The organism is Corynebacterium sp. SCR221107, from assembly GCF_027886475.1.
Taxonomy (GTDB): Bacteria; Actinomycetota; Actinomycetes; order Mycobacteriales; family Mycobacteriaceae; genus Corynebacterium.
The window spans coordinates 2,567,666-2,584,806 of the sequence record NZ_CP115670.1 but is presented as its reverse complement, the minus strand read 5'-3'; the positions used below and the strand labels follow the sequence as shown (position 1 = coordinate 2,584,806).

13 protein-coding genes are annotated in these 17,141 nt (G+C 63.9%); 3 read left to right on the top strand and 10 right to left on the bottom strand.

From position 1 onward, the window contains the following. Positions 1 to 4: 4 nt before the first annotated feature. From PAB09_RS11295 to PAB09_RS11275, 5 genes are all read right to left on the bottom strand, one after another. Positions 5 to 496 carry a Na(+)/H(+) antiporter subunit C gene (locus tag PAB09_RS11295; RefSeq protein WP_271033746.1) on the bottom strand — a complete coding sequence of 164 codons (492 nt, stop codon included), beginning with the start codon at positions 494 to 496 and terminating at the stop codon, positions 5 to 7. Further along, a complete protein-coding gene (locus tag PAB09_RS11290; protein WP_271033745.1) occupies positions 493 to 3,522 on the bottom strand; it encodes a Na+/H+ antiporter subunit A in 3,030 nt (1,009 codons plus the stop codon). The genes PAB09_RS11295 and PAB09_RS11290 overlap by 4 nt, the downstream gene beginning before the upstream one ends. Positions 3,523 to 3,915: 393 nt before the next feature. Then, complete coding sequence (locus PAB09_RS11285; RefSeq protein ID WP_271033744.1) at positions 3,916 to 4,503, bottom strand: acetyl-CoA acetyltransferase; 588 nt, start codon at positions 4,501 to 4,503, stop codon at positions 3,916 to 3,918. 767 nt (positions 4,504 to 5,270) lie between these two features. Next, on the bottom strand, positions 5,271 to 5,711 hold the full coding sequence (locus PAB09_RS11280; RefSeq protein ID WP_271033743.1) for a hypothetical protein: 441 nt from the start codon (positions 5,709 to 5,711) through the stop codon (positions 5,271 to 5,273). A 305-nt stretch (positions 5,712 to 6,016) separates the two neighbouring features. Next, on the bottom strand, positions 6,017 to 7,378 hold the full coding sequence (locus PAB09_RS11275; RefSeq protein ID WP_271033742.1) for a dipeptidase: 1,362 nt from the start codon (positions 7,376 to 7,378) through the stop codon (positions 6,017 to 6,019). 298 nt (positions 7,379 to 7,676) lie between these two features. Here PAB09_RS11275 and groL point away from each other — a divergent pair, with 298 nt between their 5' ends. The 3 genes from groL (at position 7,677) to ppk2 (ending at position 11,311) form a co-directional block, all read left to right on the top strand. Continuing rightward, on the top strand, positions 7,677 to 9,317 hold the full coding sequence (gene groL / locus PAB09_RS11270; protein WP_271033741.1) for a chaperonin GroEL: 1,641 nt from the start codon (positions 7,677 to 7,679) through the stop codon (positions 9,315 to 9,317). A 593-nt stretch (positions 9,318 to 9,910) separates the two neighbouring features. Next, complete coding sequence (locus PAB09_RS11265) at positions 9,911 to 10,057, top strand: hypothetical protein (RefSeq protein WP_271033740.1); 147 nt, start codon at positions 9,911 to 9,913, stop codon at positions 10,055 to 10,057. Positions 10,058 to 10,414: 357 nt separating this feature from the next. Continuing rightward, positions 10,415 to 11,311 carry a polyphosphate kinase 2 gene (gene ppk2 / locus PAB09_RS11260; RefSeq protein WP_271033739.1) on the top strand — a complete coding sequence of 299 codons (897 nt, stop codon included), beginning with the start codon at positions 10,415 to 10,417 and terminating at the stop codon, positions 11,309 to 11,311. Positions 11,312 to 11,607: 296 nt separating this feature from the next. Here the strand turns inward: ppk2 and PAB09_RS11255 are convergent, their stop codons facing one another. The 5 genes from PAB09_RS11255 to PAB09_RS11235 all read right to left on the bottom strand — a co-directional run bounded on the left by PAB09_RS11255 (position 11,608) and on the right by PAB09_RS11235 (position 17,141). Then, complete coding sequence (locus tag PAB09_RS11255) at positions 11,608 to 15,534, bottom strand: Pls/PosA family non-ribosomal peptide synthetase (RefSeq protein WP_271033738.1); 3,927 nt, start codon at positions 15,532 to 15,534, stop codon at positions 11,608 to 11,610. Positions 15,535 to 15,550: 16 nt separating this feature from the next. Then, entirely contained in the window at positions 15,551 to 16,036 is a 486-nt protein-coding gene (locus PAB09_RS11250; protein WP_271033737.1) for a MarR family winged helix-turn-helix transcriptional regulator, read from the bottom strand. A 94-nt stretch (positions 16,037 to 16,130) separates the two neighbouring features. Beyond that, complete coding sequence (locus PAB09_RS11245) at positions 16,131 to 16,334, bottom strand: hypothetical protein (RefSeq protein WP_271033736.1); 204 nt, start codon at positions 16,332 to 16,334, stop codon at positions 16,131 to 16,133. After that, on the bottom strand, positions 16,315 to 16,866 hold the full coding sequence (locus PAB09_RS11240; RefSeq protein ID WP_271033735.1) for a lipase family protein: 552 nt from the start codon (positions 16,864 to 16,866) through the stop codon (positions 16,315 to 16,317). The genes PAB09_RS11245 and PAB09_RS11240 overlap by 20 nt, the downstream gene beginning before the upstream one ends. After that, entirely contained in the window at positions 16,857 to 17,141 is a 285-nt protein-coding gene (locus tag PAB09_RS11235; RefSeq protein WP_271033734.1) for a hypothetical protein, read from the bottom strand. The genes PAB09_RS11240 and PAB09_RS11235 overlap by 10 nt, the downstream gene beginning before the upstream one ends.

The following is a 17,141-nucleotide window of genomic DNA, read 5'->3' as shown; positions in this document are numbered from 1 at the left end:
GGTATTAGTCACTGGTGTCCTCCTTGACTGGTTGCTCGAATGAGTGCGGGCCGAAGCCGTCGCCGGCGTCGGTGACCTTGCCCGTCTCCGGGTCATCGGAGGCATCGTGGTCGGGGGCGGCCGAGGCCAGGCGCGGGCGCGCGGCCACCGCTGCGTCCTCGGAGTCATCCTCGATGACGTCCTCGGTGCGGTAACGGTACTGGCGATAGGCCAGCGCCAGGATGAACGCGGTCATTGCCATGGAGATGACGATGGCGGTAAGGATCATGCCCTGGGCCAGCGGGTCGGCGATCTGATCGCCGAAAAGTGAGCTCTCGCGGCCCTTGATCGGCGGGGAGCCGGGGTCGCCGCCTGCCTGCAGCAGCAGGAGGTTCATCCCGTTGCCCAGAAGCAGCAGGCCGAGGACCATCTTGGTCATCGCGCGATCAAGCACGAGGTACACTCCCGCGGCGATGAGCACGCCGGCGGCGATGAGAAGGGAAAGATTGGCAATCATCGCGTCCTTCCTCCTTGCTGTTCGTTGTGTACGTGTCTTTCCTGTGTCTCCTTCGTGCTCGTGGCCTGCGCGGTAGCTGGAGTGCTTAACGACGCACCCCGCGCCGCTTCCATCCGGGCCGCATTCTCGGCCTTGAGCCTTTCTGCGTTCTTGCGCAGCCGGCGCGCGCGATCGCGGGCGCGCTGCTTGCGCATCTGCTCGTCCTGATCGAGCTGGCCACCCAGGGTGTCCAAGATCCTGATGGTCAGCCCGAGGACGATGAGGTAGACGCCGGCGTCGAAAAGCAACACCGACGACAAGGAAACCTTGCCGATGACCGGCATCATGAGCGGGTAGTACAGGCTGGTCAATACCGGCAGACCCATCAACACCGGCGCCAAGGCGGTAGCAACGGACAACAAAAGGCCAGTGCCCAACACGCGGGAGGCATCCACGGGGAAGGCCTCCTCCAGCTCCTCACGCCCGCCCGCCAGGTAGCGCAACGTGATCGCCAATGAGGCCACCAGCCCGCCGGCGAAGCCGCCACCGGGGGCGTTGTGGCCTGCGAAGAAGAAATAGAACGAGATGACGATCATGGAGGGAAACAGCACGCGGGTGGAAACGTCGACGAGCAGGCTGCGGTTGCGCTGCTTTTCCGCCGAGGAAGCCACGGCCAACCAGCGCCTGCCCGCCACCCGCAGGGTAGGTCGGCGCGAGCCGCGGTCGAAGCTGCGGTTGCGGTAGATCAGCGAGGCAATGCCGATCGCCGCGATGACCAGCACGGAGATCTCGCCCAAGGTATCCCAGGCACGGATGTCCACCAGCAACACGTTGACGGTATTGGCGCCGTGACTGATCTCGTAGGCCAGATCCGACATCCAGACAGACACCGGCTGTGTGGTGCGCGCGTTTTGGGCAAACACCATAAACACCACCACGGCCACGCCCACCGCGATCGACAGCCACGCCCGCGCGCGGGTGGCCTTAGGCCCTGCCCGCCACACCGTGTCCGGCGGCATCTTGCGCAGCACCAACATGAACACCACCACGGTGATGGTTTCCACCAGAAGCTGGGTCAGCGCCAGGTCGGGTGCCCCGTAAGTGGCGAAGATGAAGGAAACCGCAAAACCGGTGGCCCCCACCATCAGCAGGCCTGACAGGCGGTTGTGGGTGATCGCTGCGGCGATCGCCGTCACCACGATGATGCCCGCCGTCACCCCCTCCAGCGGGTTGTTCCACAGCTGCATGCGCACATCGGTGCGCGCACCCAAAAACAGCAAGGTGGTCGGGGTGATCACCAAAACCACGAAGATCGTGGCCAGGTTCAGCATCAACGAGCCGCGCTGCGTGGAGGCGGTCAGCTTCAGCGAGAGATGGCGCAGGAAGCTGATGACCGCATCATAGGCGGCCGACGCATTGCCCAGGGCGGGCTCCTGGAAATAGGCCTTGGCCACCACGGCCCGCTGCCAGAAGATCACCAAGCCCGCTACGATGATGAACGCGCTGATAGCCAACGGCGCGCCGAAACCATGCCACAAGGCCAGGTGAGTGGCCTTCTCTCCGGGAAACACCGAGTCCAGGTGGGTGCCGATAACAAAGTCCAGGCCCGCCGGATACAGGCCAAAGACCAAGGAGCTCAACGCCAACAGCAGCGCCGGAACCCACAGCGGGGCGCGCATCGCGTGCATGTTCGCCACCGCGGGAGAGGTCCCGCCGCCGGAGGAGTGGGTCCCCGGCTTGGTGGCGAAGGCCCCGTGCAGGAAGTGCAGCGAATAGGCCATCGTCATCACCGAGCCCACGATCATGCCCGTCAGAAGCATCTTGCCGGGCATACCCGTCAGAAGCGGCTCGTGCAAGACCTCCTCAAACACGGCCTCCTTGGCAATGAAGCCAAACAGCGGCGGGATGCCCGCCATCGAGGCCGCCGCCACCACAGCCACCCCGAACAGCAGCGGGGACCTGCGCCCCAGGCCGGACAGCTCCCGGCAGTCGCGGGTGCCGGTGGTGTGGTCGATGGCGCCGACCACCATAAACAGCGCCGCCTTGAACATCGAGTGCGCGAACGTCAGCGCCAAACCCGCCATGAGCGCCTCCCGGGATCCGATCCCCACCACGCACACGATAAAACCCAATTGGCTCACGGTGCCATAGGCCAAGACCAGCTTGAGGTCCTTTTGCCGCAGCGACATCCAACCGGCCATGACCATCGTGATCGTACCCAGGGTCAAGATCACCAGGTGCCAGACCGGGGTGAAGTTGAAGTCCGGGGACATGCGGGCGACCAGGTAGATGCCGGCCTTGACCATCGCGGCCGAGTGGAGGTAGGCCGATACCGGCGTCGGGGCGGCCATCGCGCCGGGCAGCCAGAAGTGCGCGGGCGCGATGGCGGACTTGGACAAGGCACCGGCCAGAATAAGGACGATGGCGTAGGTGATGTGGTGGGTTCCCTCAAGGCCGTAGTCTGCCAGGCCGCTGAGCGTCCACACATCGGTTTGGTGCCCCAGTACGATGATGCCCACGAGCATCGCCAACCCGCCGAGGGTGGTGACCATGAGCGCGCGTTCGGCGGACAGGCGGGAGGAGGCGCGTTCGCCGTAGTAGCCCACCAGCAGGAAGGACAAGATGGAGGTGATTTCCCAGAACACGTAGAGCAGCAGCAGGTTGTCGGAGATCACCAGCCCGTACATGGCGGCGGCGAAGCCGGTCAGCTGCGCCGAGAAGTAGCGCAGGCGCCGCGGGGCGGCGTCGAAGTAGCCCCAGCAGTAGATGAGTACGAGGGTGCCTATGCCCAGGATGATGAGGCTAAACAGCGCGGCGAGGGAGTCCATCCGCAGGGTGATATCGAGGTGCGCGCTGCTCAGCCAGCCATAGTTGGCGTGCAGGGCGCCACCACCCGCGAAGGTTCCGCGGGCGTAGTGAGTTAACACCCAGATGAATCCGGCCAGGGGCGCAAGCGCGATGATTCCGAAGGCACGTGGCCCGAGGGCGCGGATGAGGAAGGGGGCGATGAGGGAGGCACCGGCGAGGGCAAGCAAGAGCAAGAGCAAGGGGTCGTAGGCTCCTTATCTTTGAGCATGCGAACAATGGTGGTGGTAAGGCGCACCATTCGTCGAAGCCACAAAGAAATCACTACGCCCTGCCCGGGCAGTGCTCAATTTGTCACACCGCGCATTGAACAGAAAAACCCCAGTACTGCACTGCTGCAGCGCGGAAGAATCCCTGCCCGTGGCGCGACTCACACAACCGACAGTGTAGCGGAAATCGCGCAGGCAGGTGGGCGCTTCGGGTGTGCCCGCCTGCGAACGCGGACCACGAACAGCGTTCGCTCATGCCCGTCGCTGAGTTTGCTGCGCTGTATAAAACCCACCCTCACACACGCGACGGGTCCAGCCGATCGCCGGCCGGGCCCAGAATTTTTTTGATTGCGTGCGATGAAAAAACTATCCGTAGATCATCTCGGCTGCTGCTGTCATGGCGGCGCAGGCGGACTGCTCGCGGGTGCCGCCGAAGCCCATGGCCCAGTGACGATCCTTGTTGTTTCCTGCGTAGACGAAGGTGACGGTGGCTTCGAAGATCTCAAACTGGTGGAAGCTGTGGATTTCAACGCGGCGTCCCAGATCGCCCAAGATATTGGAGCAGGCCTGGACCGGTCCGGATGCGATGACCTCGCGGGCGCGGGTGACGCGGTGGCCGTTGATGGTCTCGGTGATTTCCGCGCAGTAGCGCTGGTGTGCACCGCGCAGCTTCTCGATGTGGGTGAACTGCATGCGCATGTCCGATGCCGGTGCGTAGGTGGCGAGGAAGGTGCGCCATTGCATGCCCTTGGCCTCCTCGCGCAGCCCGCGTGGCAGGCGGTGCCCGAAGCGGGCGCGGAAGGGATCCTCGGCGAAGATGCGGGTGTTCGACCCTGCCGGGTCTGTGAAGAAGTCCGTCTCCTGTGGGCGCGGGCTGTGGATGAAGGTGGTAAACGTTGAGGTCTTGGTGTTGCCGAAGGTGGTGCGGGTATCGGAAAAGACTGGAGTAGACATTGATTCGGTCCCTAAAGTGAATGTGTGGCCTGAAAAAAGCTTTTCAAGGGGTGGAGCTTAAAAAGATCCGGGTCGCGGGGATGCTTTCAAAGGTGTGAAAGTCCGGCGGGGATCAATTCGGTTAAGGTGGACCGACTCTCTAGTTTTGGGTTCTAACGACTACTCCCCGAATGTGGGGAGTCAGTCCCTATCCCACAAACGGGTACGTAGCCCAAAGCACTCGGTCTACGCTGGCCGCGCTACCGAGCACTAGCGCCCGCTTGGAGAGTTCAATGGTGTAAGTCACAACCCGAATAGTAATAACCGTCACACATGCGCGCAAATACCCCGCATGGAAGTTGACAACCGGGGGTAAAAACCATTATGGACGTACCACAACTGCCATTACCTGCATTTATGTGGTCATGCCAGTTGTTGACATGCGAAAACCACGCCATGCACCCCTCCCGCACCGCCGCAACCGCGCAGGGGTAGCCTTTGCCCCTATTTCCTTGCTTTCCGACGCCTACGGTGCCCGCCCCAGGGGTCAATTTCGGCGCCAGGAAGGATGATCTTCTTACCTTGTGTGTAGTGGGCAAGGCAAAAAGCCCGCACGGGGCGGGCTTTGCCTAATAATTAGCGGCTCTCCGACATGGTCGGCGGAGCAAGGCTATTTAGCGAAATGCTTCACTGATGACGGCCATCTGCTTAACCAGCGGGGTCAGCGCAGCCAGGATGCCATCAATGGCATCCTGGCTGCGGAGGAGCTGTCCGCGGAGCTGATGGAGCTATCGGAGGGGGGCCTGTGGCTGGTTCGGTGCTGGCTGGGTAGTGGTTCCAGGGGTAGGCGTACCCGGAAGCGGGGTCGCGCCAGCCTTGTTGATGAGGGCGATGCAGGGGCTGTAGGCGTCTACGACATCGTGGAGCATATTGGAGCGGTAGATTTCTGCCGAGGTTTGCGGGTCGGAGATGGTCTCCTGGATATAGAGCTCCAGCTCCTGCTTGCGATCGGTTGCTTTTGCGAGGGTGAAAGTTTCTGGATCCGAGCGACTAATTTCGTAGATGTGGTTTGCTGACCAGCAAAGTTCACGCCATTCTTCAACCGTGGTTTGGATCGAACACTTTTGGTTTCCTGCGTACGCGACGGTCGCTGCACCGGCTGCCGGGGCGGCGATGATGCCGGCGGTTGCCACCGCGGTGGCGGCGATGGCGGAGACAAATCGCTTCATGGTGAGACTCCTTGTGTGAGAAGGGGGACTTAAGGCTCGTTGAAGGGGGATTGCGCCAGCATAGGGGGCATTTTGAGAGCCGAGGTTCTTAATTTTCGTTGAATGCTCACTTACCGGGTATGGGGGTTTGCGTGCTTGCAGTGTTGTTAACACATCTGACGTGAGAGTGTTACTGGGATTCGAGGGGGACGATGGATGCTGGGTCACCGCAGGGGTGGGTCATTTTCATGCAGGCGCGGGGCGGTGATCGTCGGAAAGCAAAAAACCCGCAACCAAGCATGGCTGCGGGTTGGTGCGGGGATGGCTTAACGGGCGTAGTTCAACAGGAAAGCGGTCTCGGCGACGGCGATGTCGATGATCTCGCTGGGGTCGACGGACTCGTCGGGGGAGTGGATGGTGGACTGCGGCTCTTCTACGCCGAACAGGGCCAGCTCGGCGCCGGGGACGGCCTCCAAAAGCTCGGCGCACAGCGGGATTGAGCCGCCGGAGCCGATGATGGTGAGCTCCTTGTTGCCATAGGCCTCGCGCAGGTAGGAGGCGAAAGAGGTGATGGCCGGGCCGGTGGTGGTGGCGCTAAACGGCTGGTTGATGTCTTCGACATCGACCGTGATGTGGGCGCCCCACGGCACGCGGTTTTCAAGGTGTGCCTTCAGCGCCTCGGCGACAGTGGCCGCGTCCTGTCCCGGGGGAACGCGCAGGTTCAGACGTGCGGAGGCGGTGGCGGGCACGGCGTTGACGGCCTTGTCCACCGGGGTCGAGCTAAAACCGGTGATGGACACGGCCGGGCGCGCCCAGACCATGTCGGCCGGGTCGTCGTCCTCGGTGCCCATGATCTGCGTGCCCTCGAGCAGGCCCGCGTCCTTGCGGAAGGTGTCGCGGTCGTAGCCGGTGCCGGGCCACTTGGTGGTGGTGTCCACGCCGTCGATCACAGTGCGGCCGTGCTCATCGCGCAGGGTGTCCAACAGGCGCACAAGTGCTGCCACGGCATCCGGGGCGGCGCCGCCGAAGGAACCCGAGTGTACGGCGGCCTGAAGGGTGTCGATGGTAACGGTCAGTTGGGCGCCGCCGCGCAGGGTGGTGGTCAGCGTCGGCTCGCCCACGGCGGCGTTGCCGGAGTCGGCGATGAGTATGACATCGGTGTCGAAAAGCTCCGGGCGGGTGGCGATAAGTTGCGAGAGCTCCGCGCCGCCTTGCTCCTCGGAGCCCTCGACGAGGAACTTGATGCCCAGGTCGGTGCCGCCAAGCGCGTTGAGCGCGCGCAGGGTGGCAAAGTGCATGACCAGGTTGCCCTTGCAGTCGGCGGCGCCGCGGGCGTACCAGCGCCCGTCGCGCTCAGTGAGGGTAAAGGGGTCGGCGGTCCAAGCGGCCGGGTCGCCTGCGGGCACGACGTCGTAGTGCGAGTACAGCAAGACGGTGGGCGCATCCCCGACGGCGGGCTTGGCGCCGATGACGGTAGTGGCCCCGCCCTCATAAGGGTATTCGGTAACCTCCAGGCCCACCTTCTTCATGTTCTCGACCACCCAGGCGCAGGCGGCGGCGTGGTCGCTGGCGCATTCGGGGACGGAGTGCACGGAGTTGTACGAGGTGATCTGGGAGAGGTCGTTCCAGATCCCCTCGCGGTCGCCTTCGATGTGGGCGCGGATGGTGCCGGTATCTGTTGTAGTCATAGTTACCGATCCTAGTTCGACTTGCATATGCTTGCCGACGCCCACCGTGTCCGCCCTCGGCGAAATATCTTGCACTCGGCGGTAGTGACTGCTAAAAACAGTGTTAGCACTCGCTAGCTTTGAGTGCTAAGCGAAAACAGAAAAAGGGAACAAACACCTCTTGCGGGGCGTTGGTCCCATTGGCTGTTCATATAAGTGAGGAAGTGTTCACACTCGACCTTCCGTGCCGTCGCGGGCGCTTATATGGCACTGAAATAGACGTGAGTGTCGTCCGATAAATAATAAGGAGCACAAACACATGGCAAAGATCATTGCCTTTGACGAGGAAGCACGCCGCGGCCTCGAGCGTGGCCTGAACACTCTGGCCGACGCCGTGAAGGTCACCCTCGGCCCGAAGGGCCGCAACGTCGTTTTGGAGAAGAGCTGGGGCGCCCCGACCATCACCAACGACGGTGTTTCCATCGCTCGCGAGATCGAGCTCGAGGACCCCTACGAGAAGATCGGCGCCGAGCTGGTCAAGGAAGTTGCCAAGAAGACTGACGACGTCGCCGGCGACGGCACCACCACCGCGACCGTGCTGGCACAGGCACTGGTCCGCGAGGGCCTGCGCAACGTGGCCGCAGGTTCGAACCCGATGGGCATCAAGCGCGGCATCGAGAAGGCTGTTGCCTCTGTGACCGAGCAGCTGCTGTCTTCGGCCAAGGAGATCGAGACCGAGGAAGAGATCGCCGCAACCGCAGGCATCTCCGCCGCGGACCCCGCTATCGGCGCCCAGATCGCCAAGGCTATGTACGCCGTCGGTGGCGGCAAGCTCAACAAGGAGTCCGTCATCACCGTCGAGGAGTCCAACACCTTCGGCGTTGAGCTCGAGGTGACCGAGGGTATGCGCTTCGACAAGGGCTACATCTCCGGCTACTTCGCAACCGACATGGAGCGCCTGGAGGCAGTCCTGGAGGACCCGTACATCCTCCTGGTCTCCGGCAAGATCTCCAACATCAAGGACCTGCTCCCGCTGCTGGAGAAGGTCATGCAGACCGGCAAGCCGCTGCTGATCATCGCCGAGGACGTCGAGGGCGAGGCCCTGTCCACCCTGGTCGTGAACAAGATCCGCGGCACCTTCAAGTCCGTGGCCGTCAAGGCTCCGGGCTTCGGCGACCGCCGCAAGGCCCAGCTGCAGGACATGGCCATCCTCACCGGCGGCCAGGTCATCTCCGAGGAGGTCGGCCTGTCCCTGGATACCGCCGACATCCCGCTGCTCGGCCGCGCACGCAAGGTCGTTGTCACCAAGGATGACACCACCATCGTCGAGGGCGCCGGCGACGCCGACCAGATCCAGGGCCGCGTCAACCAGATCCGCACCGAGATCGAGAACTCCGACTCCGAGTACGACCGCGAGAAGCTGCAGGAGCGCCTGGCCAAGCTGGCCGGCGGCGTTGCAGTCCTCAAGGTCGGCGCTGCCACCGAGGTCGAGCTCAAGGAGCGCAAGCACCGCATCGAGGACGCCGTGCGCAACGCCAAGGCTGCTGTCGAGGAGGGCATCGTCGCCGGCGGTGGCGTCGCCCTGCTGCAGGCCGCACACGTCCTGGACGGCGACCTGGACCTGACCGGTGACGAGGCCACCGGTGTCAAGATCGTCCGCGAGGCACTCTCTTCTCCGCTGAAGCAGATTGCCTTCAACGCAGGCCTGGAGCCGGGTGTTGTCGCCGACAAGGTCTCGAACCTGCCTGCCGGCCAGGGCCTCAACGCCGCTACCGGCGAGTACGTCGACCTCATGGCCGCTGGCATCAACGACCCGGTGAAGGTGACCCGCTCTGCCCTGCAGAACGCTGCCTCCATCGCAGCCCTGTTCCTGACCACCGAGGCTGTCGTTGCCGACAAGCCGGAGCCTGCTGCTCCTGCTATGCCGGGTGCTGACGAGATGGGTGGCATGGGCTTCTAAGCCTGAACGCTCACCGTCTTATATATACAGACTCCTCAACGCCCCCTGGGCGGCGCCTTACGCGCCCTCAGGGGGCGTTGTGGTCTGTTTGGTCGTTCATGGCCGAAGGCCGGGTGTGTCCTAATGAAAAATCTTGGGGATTAGGCCGTGTGTTGCGCGCCGGAAGGGCAGGTGATGGCTTAGAGTCTGCTCCCTATTCTTCGCTCGATCAGTCCCCAGCATAGCCCCCGAAATGGGGTGATTTTGCGGGGATTTTTCACCTGTCGTGTGAGCAACTTTTCGCAGATTTGCATAATCGGCGAGGCGCACGAGGTCGTTACAAAAATGGTCACATTTTTATAAACTCGCGTCTACGAGGAGCTTTAGCTAAGGCGAGGATTCTGCCATTTTCCAAGGTTGAAGCCGTTTTTCGCCACCGTTGTAGTTTTGTGAAATTTCTCTATCGCTTCATAGAATCTCAAGTCGAGTTTTTTCTCGGTTCACTTGAAACTTTGAGAATATGTGGCACACTTACAGAGGTGACGCCCTCCAAGGGTGTCAGCAAACTGGAAACCCACGCCAGCACCTGCTGGCCCCACAAGAGGAGAAAACTCATGGACCTCTCTTACATCGCAGATCAGCTCTCCAACTTCAAGACCGCCGTCTTGGCTCTCAAGGAACTGACCGGCGTCGCCGAGGCTCTCGGCAAGCTCAAGGATCTGCCTGGCCTGGTCACCGAGCTGTCTTCTGCTGCCAAGTAATTAACCGGTGGCTTCTCCCAAGTTGGGAGCCAAGCCTAATGTCAATCTTTTAAAGGAGTTTTCATATGAACACCGTCGTTTCTCTTTCCTCCGGCCTGGAAAACATCTTCACCCTGCTTGAGCCTTTCGCAAAGGCTGCTGGCGCTATCGCTGACCTGATCAACATCTTCGCTTAATTCAAGCGCTGATAGATCAGCTTCACTAAAACCCCGGTCTTTGGACCGGGGTTTGGTGCGTTCGGGGGAGCTGGGGGCGTCGGAAAGCAAACAACAGGAAGACCGTGAAAAAGTTGTGAGCTGGCACAAGCGGGGGTATTGATAGCCAACATTGGCTGGCGCTGGGCGCTAAAATCAAGGCATGGCTGACTCTGATAACGACCTCCCCGTCATCGACCTCGCAGCAACCGAAGGCTACATCGTCGACGATTCAGATGAGGATGACCCGATCCTCCTCGCACCCGATGGAACCCCTATCGATACGTGGCGCGAGGATTACCCCTACGAAGAGCGCATGACGCGCGCAGAGTACGAAAAGACGAAGCGCGCCCTGCAGATCGAGCTGCTGAAGTGGCAGAACTGGACCAAGGACACCGGCCAGCGCCACATCATCCTCTTCGAAGGCCGCGACGCCGCCGGCAAGGGTGGGTCGATTAAGCGTTTCAATGAGCACCTCAACCCCCGTGGAGCGCGCATCGTGGCATTGGAGAAGCCATCCCCGCGCGAGTCCACCTCGTGGTACTTCCAGCGCTACATTCAGCACTTCCCGTGTGCCGGCGAGATCGTCTTCTTCGACCGCTCCTGGTACAACCGTTCCGGTGTGGAGCGCGTCATGGGCTTTTGCACCGAGTCCCAGCACGCCGAGTTCCTGCGCGAGGTGCCCATGCTGGAGAACATGATCCTGGGCTCGGGGATTTCGCTGACCAAGTTCTGGTTCTCCGTCTCCCAAAAGGAGCAGCGCACCCGCTTCGCCATCCGCCAGGTGGATCCAGTGCGCCAGTGGAAGCTCTCGCCGATGGACCTGGCCTCCCTGGATCGCTGGGATGACTACACCCGCGCCAAGGAGGAGCAGTTCCGCTACACGGATACCGACGAGTCCCCGTGGATCACCATCCGCTCGAATGACAAGAAGCGCGCCCGCATCAACGCCATGCGCTACATCCTGTCGAAGTTTGAGTACACGAACAAAGACCACGAGGTGGTCGGCGAGCCCGATCCGCTCATCGTCATGCGTGGGCGCGACCAGATCGGCGACTAGCGCACATAAGCAAGCTTTTGCGGCAGAGGGTCAGCTGTCTGGCGCGAAAGACTTTAGCGGTCCGTGAGTGCGGGCCGCTTTTTCTGTGTGTGGGGACGGCCCTCGTCTTGTTGACCGGCATCGACGCGGTAGGGCTTCACATTTGCGGTCGAATGGAAACCGTCGAACGGAGTGCCAAAAATACCCAGGGGGGGTATAAAAACAGGGTCTTTTCGACCGAGTCTTGTCGACCGCAAACTTGAAGCCCCGGCCGAGGAGGCCCTTCACGGACAGCCTCGTGCGGGAAGGCGATCCGTCTACTTCTTGCCCCAGGGCTCGATCGGGTTGCCCTGCCAGCGGGTACCGGCGGGCACCTGGTCGCCGCGCATGACCAGCGAACCCGGGCCCACGATGGCGCCGTCGCCGATGAACGCGGCGGGCAAGGCGACGGAATGTGCGGCGAGGGTGGCGCCGTCGGCAAGCGTGACAGTATCCAGGCTCATCACGCGGTCCTGGAACAGGTGGGTCTGCACCACACAGCCCGGGCCGACGGTGGCACCTGCACCGATGCGGCACAGGTCGGTCTCCGGGAACCAATAGGACTCGATCCACGCCCCGCGGCCGATGCGCGCGCCCAAAGCACGCAGGCCCATGTTTAGCGAACCAGTGCCCAGATTCGGCAGGAGGAACCAGGGCGCGGCCACCGATTCCACGAAGGCGTCCTGGAGCTCATTAAGCCACACGAACCAGCTCCACAAGGGGTGATCGGCCTTTCTATGCTTGCCGACGCACACCCACTTGACCACCACCGTTATCACCATCGCCACCACGCCGAGCGCCATGAGCAGCAGACCGCCGAGCAGCCAAGCCACAGCCAACCCGTGGTTTAGCAGCAGCCACTGCAGCCCCGAAAGGAAGACGGTGGCCAGGGCAGCCGAGGTCATCGGCGCCAACAGACGCAGGGTCTCCACCGCACCGCGCAGCGCCTTGAGCTTGAAGCCGGGGTTGTAGGTGCGCTGCTCGCCCTCGCCGGCGGTGACCTCCACCCTTCGCATGCGCTCCGGGGGCGAGCCCCACCAGTTGCTGCCCGCCTTCGCCTTCTTCGGCGTGGAGGATAACACGGCCACCAGCGAATTCTTGCCCAGCTTGCGGTCCGGGCCCGCGATGCCGGAATTGCCCACAAACGAGCGCTTCCCGATGCGGGTTTCCCCCGACAGCATCCAGCCGCCGCCGAGCTCATAGCCGCCGATGAGGGTGTCGTCGGCGAGGAAAGCGCCGTCGCGGATTTCTACCAGCTTCGGCACCATCACCGCGGTGGAAACTTCCACGTCCTTGCCGATGCGCGCGCCCAGGCTGCGCAGCCACAGCGGGGTGAGCTGCGAGGCATAGAGCGGGAACAGCTGCGTGCGGGCGTCGTCCATGAGGCGCTCGATGAGCCAGATTCGCCAGCCCGCCGCCGAGCGCACCGGATTCACGCCCGGTTGTAGGCCGATGGACAACAGGCGAACCAGGATCCAGATGAGCACCATGTAGCAGGCGAAGGCCACCAGCGCGCCGAGTGGGGCGGTGGCCACCAGGCCTAAGAATGGATTACCGCCGAGGCGATGGGTCAGCGCCACCATGAATGCGGCACCGAGGGCGAGGGCGCCCAGCGGCAGCAGCGCCAGCAGGATGGAGGATGCCCCATAGATGGGCACCCAGCGCGAGCGCCTCGCCGGGTGCTCGCTAGGGAAGCGGTGCTTGGAGCGACCCACCTTGTGCGCGGGCGAGCCCGACCAGCGCGCGCCCGCCTTCACGGGCTTATCGCCGGTGACGGTCGACCCGGCCTCTATGTGGGCGTCCGCCCCGATGACCGTGCCCGGCATGAGTGTGCTGCGCGCGCCCACGCGGGCATTATTGCCCACGGTGATCGAACCCACCCGCAGGGTGTCGCCGTCGACCCAGTAGCCGCAAAGGTCCACCTCCGGTTCGATGGAGCAGTGCTTGCCCAAGGTGAGCAGCCCAGTCACCGGCGGCAAGGAGTGCAGGTCCACGCCGCGCCCGATATTCACCCCGAGCGCGCGGGCATAGTAGTTAACCCACGTCGCGCCGCTGATCGCCCGGGAGCCGGAGGCATCCGCCAGCCGCTCGGCGGCCCAGATGCGCAGGTGGGTGGCCCCGCCGCGCGGGTAGGTGCCGGGGGTAATACCGGCTGTGAGCAGGCGGGCGCCGTAGCCGCCCAGCGGCAGCCGGCCCAGCGGGGTGGAAAACACCACCAGCATGGCGACCACCAGCCACCAGTTATAGTGGCGGGCCCAGGTGACGCCCGCGGTTGCCGCAGTATTGTTGATGAGCAGCAGGATCGCCAGCCAGTTGGTGGCCTGCAGGGTCATGATGGGGATCTGGATGAGTCCCTGCGTAAGGCGCGTGCCGACACCGACGGGGCGCACCCGACGAGCGGGTGTGGGGGAGGAGGCGGACACCTTGGCGTCGGCAAGCGAAACGGAGGTGTCGGCGAAGTCAAGGTCAATGCCGGTGTCGGCGGCGATGGTGCGGACGCGCTCGGCTAAGGCGCCCAGGCGCGGGTGGTCATAGAGGTCACGCACGGCCACGGTGGGCACCCGGTGGCGGATGCGCCCCACCAGGGTGGCCGCGGCCAGCGAGCTGCCGCCCAAGGTGAAAAAGTCCGCGTCCGCGCCGTCGACGGAGGTGCCCAGCACCTTAACCCACAGCCCGGCCAGCCACGACTCCACCGGGTCCAGGCCTTCGGTGTTGGCCTCCGTTCCCGGCAGCGGCCACGGCAGGGCCTTCTTGTCCACCTTGCCGGAGGTGGTGACGGGCAGGTCCTCCATCACGCAGATGCGCGGAACCAGCGCCGCCGGCATGGTCTCGGCCAGGCGGCGGTGGGCGAGCTCCTGATTGAACTCGATGCCCGCATCCTCCAAGGACACGTAGCCGACCAGCACCTTCTGCCCCGCGACCTCCTGGACCACCACGGTGGATTGGCGCACATTCGGCAGGGCGGCGAGGTTCGCGTCGACCTCGCCGAGCTCGATGCGTCGTCCGCCGATCTTGACCTGATCGTCGATGCGGCCGACGAAGTAGAGGCCGTCCTCCTCCAGGCGCACGTGGTCGCCGGAGCGATAGGCGCGCGCCCAGCCCACCGAGCGCAGCGGCGCGTACTTTTCCTTATCCTTGTCCGGGTCCAGGTAGCGGGCAAGGCCCACGCCGCCGATGATGAGCTCGCCGACCTCGCCGATGCCCACCGGGTTGCCCTCGGCGTCCACGACCACCAGGTCCCATCCCGCCAGCGGCAGGCCGATCGAGACCTCCTTGCCGGGGTGGAGCTGGGTACCGCAGGCAACCACGGTGGCCTCCGTGGGGCCGTAGGTGTTCCACACCTCGCGCTCCGGGGTCGAGAGCTTTTCCACCAGCTCCGCCGAGCAGGCCTCGCCGCCGACGATGAGCAGGCGGATATTGTCCAAGGCCTCGGCCGGCCACATGCCCGCCAGCGTGGGCACGGTGGAGACCACCGTGATGTCGCGGCGAATGAGCCAGGGGCCTAGGTCCATGCCGGAGCGCACCAGCGAGCGTGGGGCGGGCACCAGGCAGGCGCCGTGCGCCCAGGCCAGCCACATCTCCTCGCAGGAGGCGTCGAAGGCCACAGACAGCCCGGCGAGCACGCGGTCGTCGGGGCCCAGTGGCCCGCCGGGGGAGTCACTTAAGAACATCTGGGCTTCGGCGTCGACGAAGGCCGCGGCGTTGCGGTGGGTGACCGCGACGCCCTTGGGCTTGCCGGTGGAGCCGGAGGTAAAGATGATCCATGCGTAGTTGTCCAGGCGTGGGGCGCGGGTATCCCCGCCGGGGGTGGTGCGGATCATGTGGAAGCCGTCGGCGTCGAAGAGCCCGTTGATCCCGGCCTCGCCGAAGACCATCTCCGCGCGCTCGTCCGGGTCATCGGCGTCCACGGGCACGTATGCGCAGCCCGCGGCGAGGGTGGCCAGGATGGCGATGTAGAGCTCCTTGTGCCCGGAGGGCATCCGGATGCCGATGCGGTCGCCGCGCTTGATGCCCTGGGTGTGCAGGAAGTGGGCCAGCGCGGTGACCTCTTCGATGAGCTCGGCGTAGGTGATGATGGTGCCGTCGTCGATGGCGGCGGCCTCGGGGTGGTTGCGTGCGGTGGCCAGCAGGATGTCTAGCAGTGTGCGCGGCTGCGGCGCCTTGTTTCCGGCGAGGAACTGGGAGGGGTAGGAGTTAAGACTCATGAGGGGCGAGGCGTCCTTATGCTGGGGCTTGATCGGCTTGGGTTTCGCTGAACTGGTTGAGCGGCTGGTTGACCCCCAGCATCTGCTCGGTGAGCTTGCGCAGGTGTTTGAGCTGCTTGGCGGAGGAATCGGTCAGCGCCCGCGCCTCGGCCTCGGCGACGATGGCGCGCAGGCTCTTCTGGTTCGCGCGCCCCTTCTTGGTGGAGGAAACAATCTGCCTCCGACGATCCTGCGGGTCGCGCTCGCGCTTGGCCCACTGCCGGTTCTCGAGCCCGTCGATGAGCCGAACCATGTCCGAGGCGTCGATCGAGAGCATGTCGCACAGCGCCGACTGGCTGGAGGCCTGGGCGCTCGACAGGCAGGTCAGCACCCAGTACTCGCGCACATTCAGCCCGCGCGTCGCAAGTGCGGCCTCCACCTCCTCACGGGTGCGTCGCCGCAGCCGCTCCAGTTGGAATACGGGGGATTCGAGTAGATCGGCCGGAAATAAAGCAGAGGTCATGGCCTATACCCTAAGCCATAACCTCATGATTGATTGGTTTCCCCCACCGTTGTGGGGTGGTTACTTTTTTGCTTTCCGACGTTGTCACGCCGCACTAGCGTGCCGCCAACTCACCCATAACCCAATTCATCGCCTGGGGGAAGGCGTTCTCCAACGTGTAGACATGCGGCCCCATGCGGCCAAAATTGGGCACCGGATCCTCCCAGTAGTCCACCCTGGCGCCTAGGCCGCGCCAGTTGGTCACCATCTGCCGGGCCAGCTCGATGGGGATGATGTCATCATTGGTGGCCCAGGACATCGCGGTAGAGATCCGGGTCGGTTTCTTGCATGCCGTGGATGGCGTAGCCCAAGAACCCGATCATCGGTGTGCCCTCGAGCGCCTGGGCGGTCAGCATCGTGTCGACCGGGATGCCGCCGGCATAGCCGGCTACCACATTGACATCGGGTGCATAGCCCGCCTGCATCTCCGCGGCTGCGGCCGATGCCCCGCCGCCCTGGGAGTATCCCCACAGCACGTAGCGGGTCTCCGCGTTGACCTCCGCGATTCCTAGGTTTGGCACCGCCCGACCCATGTCCAACACCGCAGCACCTTGGGCCTCGCGGTTCATATAGGTGTGCGCGCCGGGGGTTCCTAGGCCTTGGTAGTCGGTCATGGCCACGATGAAGCCGCGCTGCAAGAGGCCGATGATGGCGGACTGCTCACACTCCAAGCCGTAGGCCACAAGCTTGGAGGGGGCGCACGCATCGGAGGCGCCAATCGTGCCCGGGGCCAGCAACGCCACCGGGCGCGTGCCCGGCCCCGTCCACGGGGTGTTCGGCACTAATGCCACGGCGGAAACCGGCACCATCTTTCCCGCGGGTGGGTGGACGCATAGGAGAAATACGTCACCGACACCAGCTGATCCGCAAGCCCGAGAGATTTAACCTGGGTAGGCAGCACGGTGCCCGGTGCCGCCTTACCTGGTTCTGGGATGGTGCTGTAGAACCCGCCCGGATCCGTGTTCGGAACAAATTGCACCGCCTGCGCCCGGGCGGCCATCAACCCTGCACACGCGCTGGCCATTGCCAACGCGGCAACCGCCTTTCTTACAGCAGCCCGTGTCAT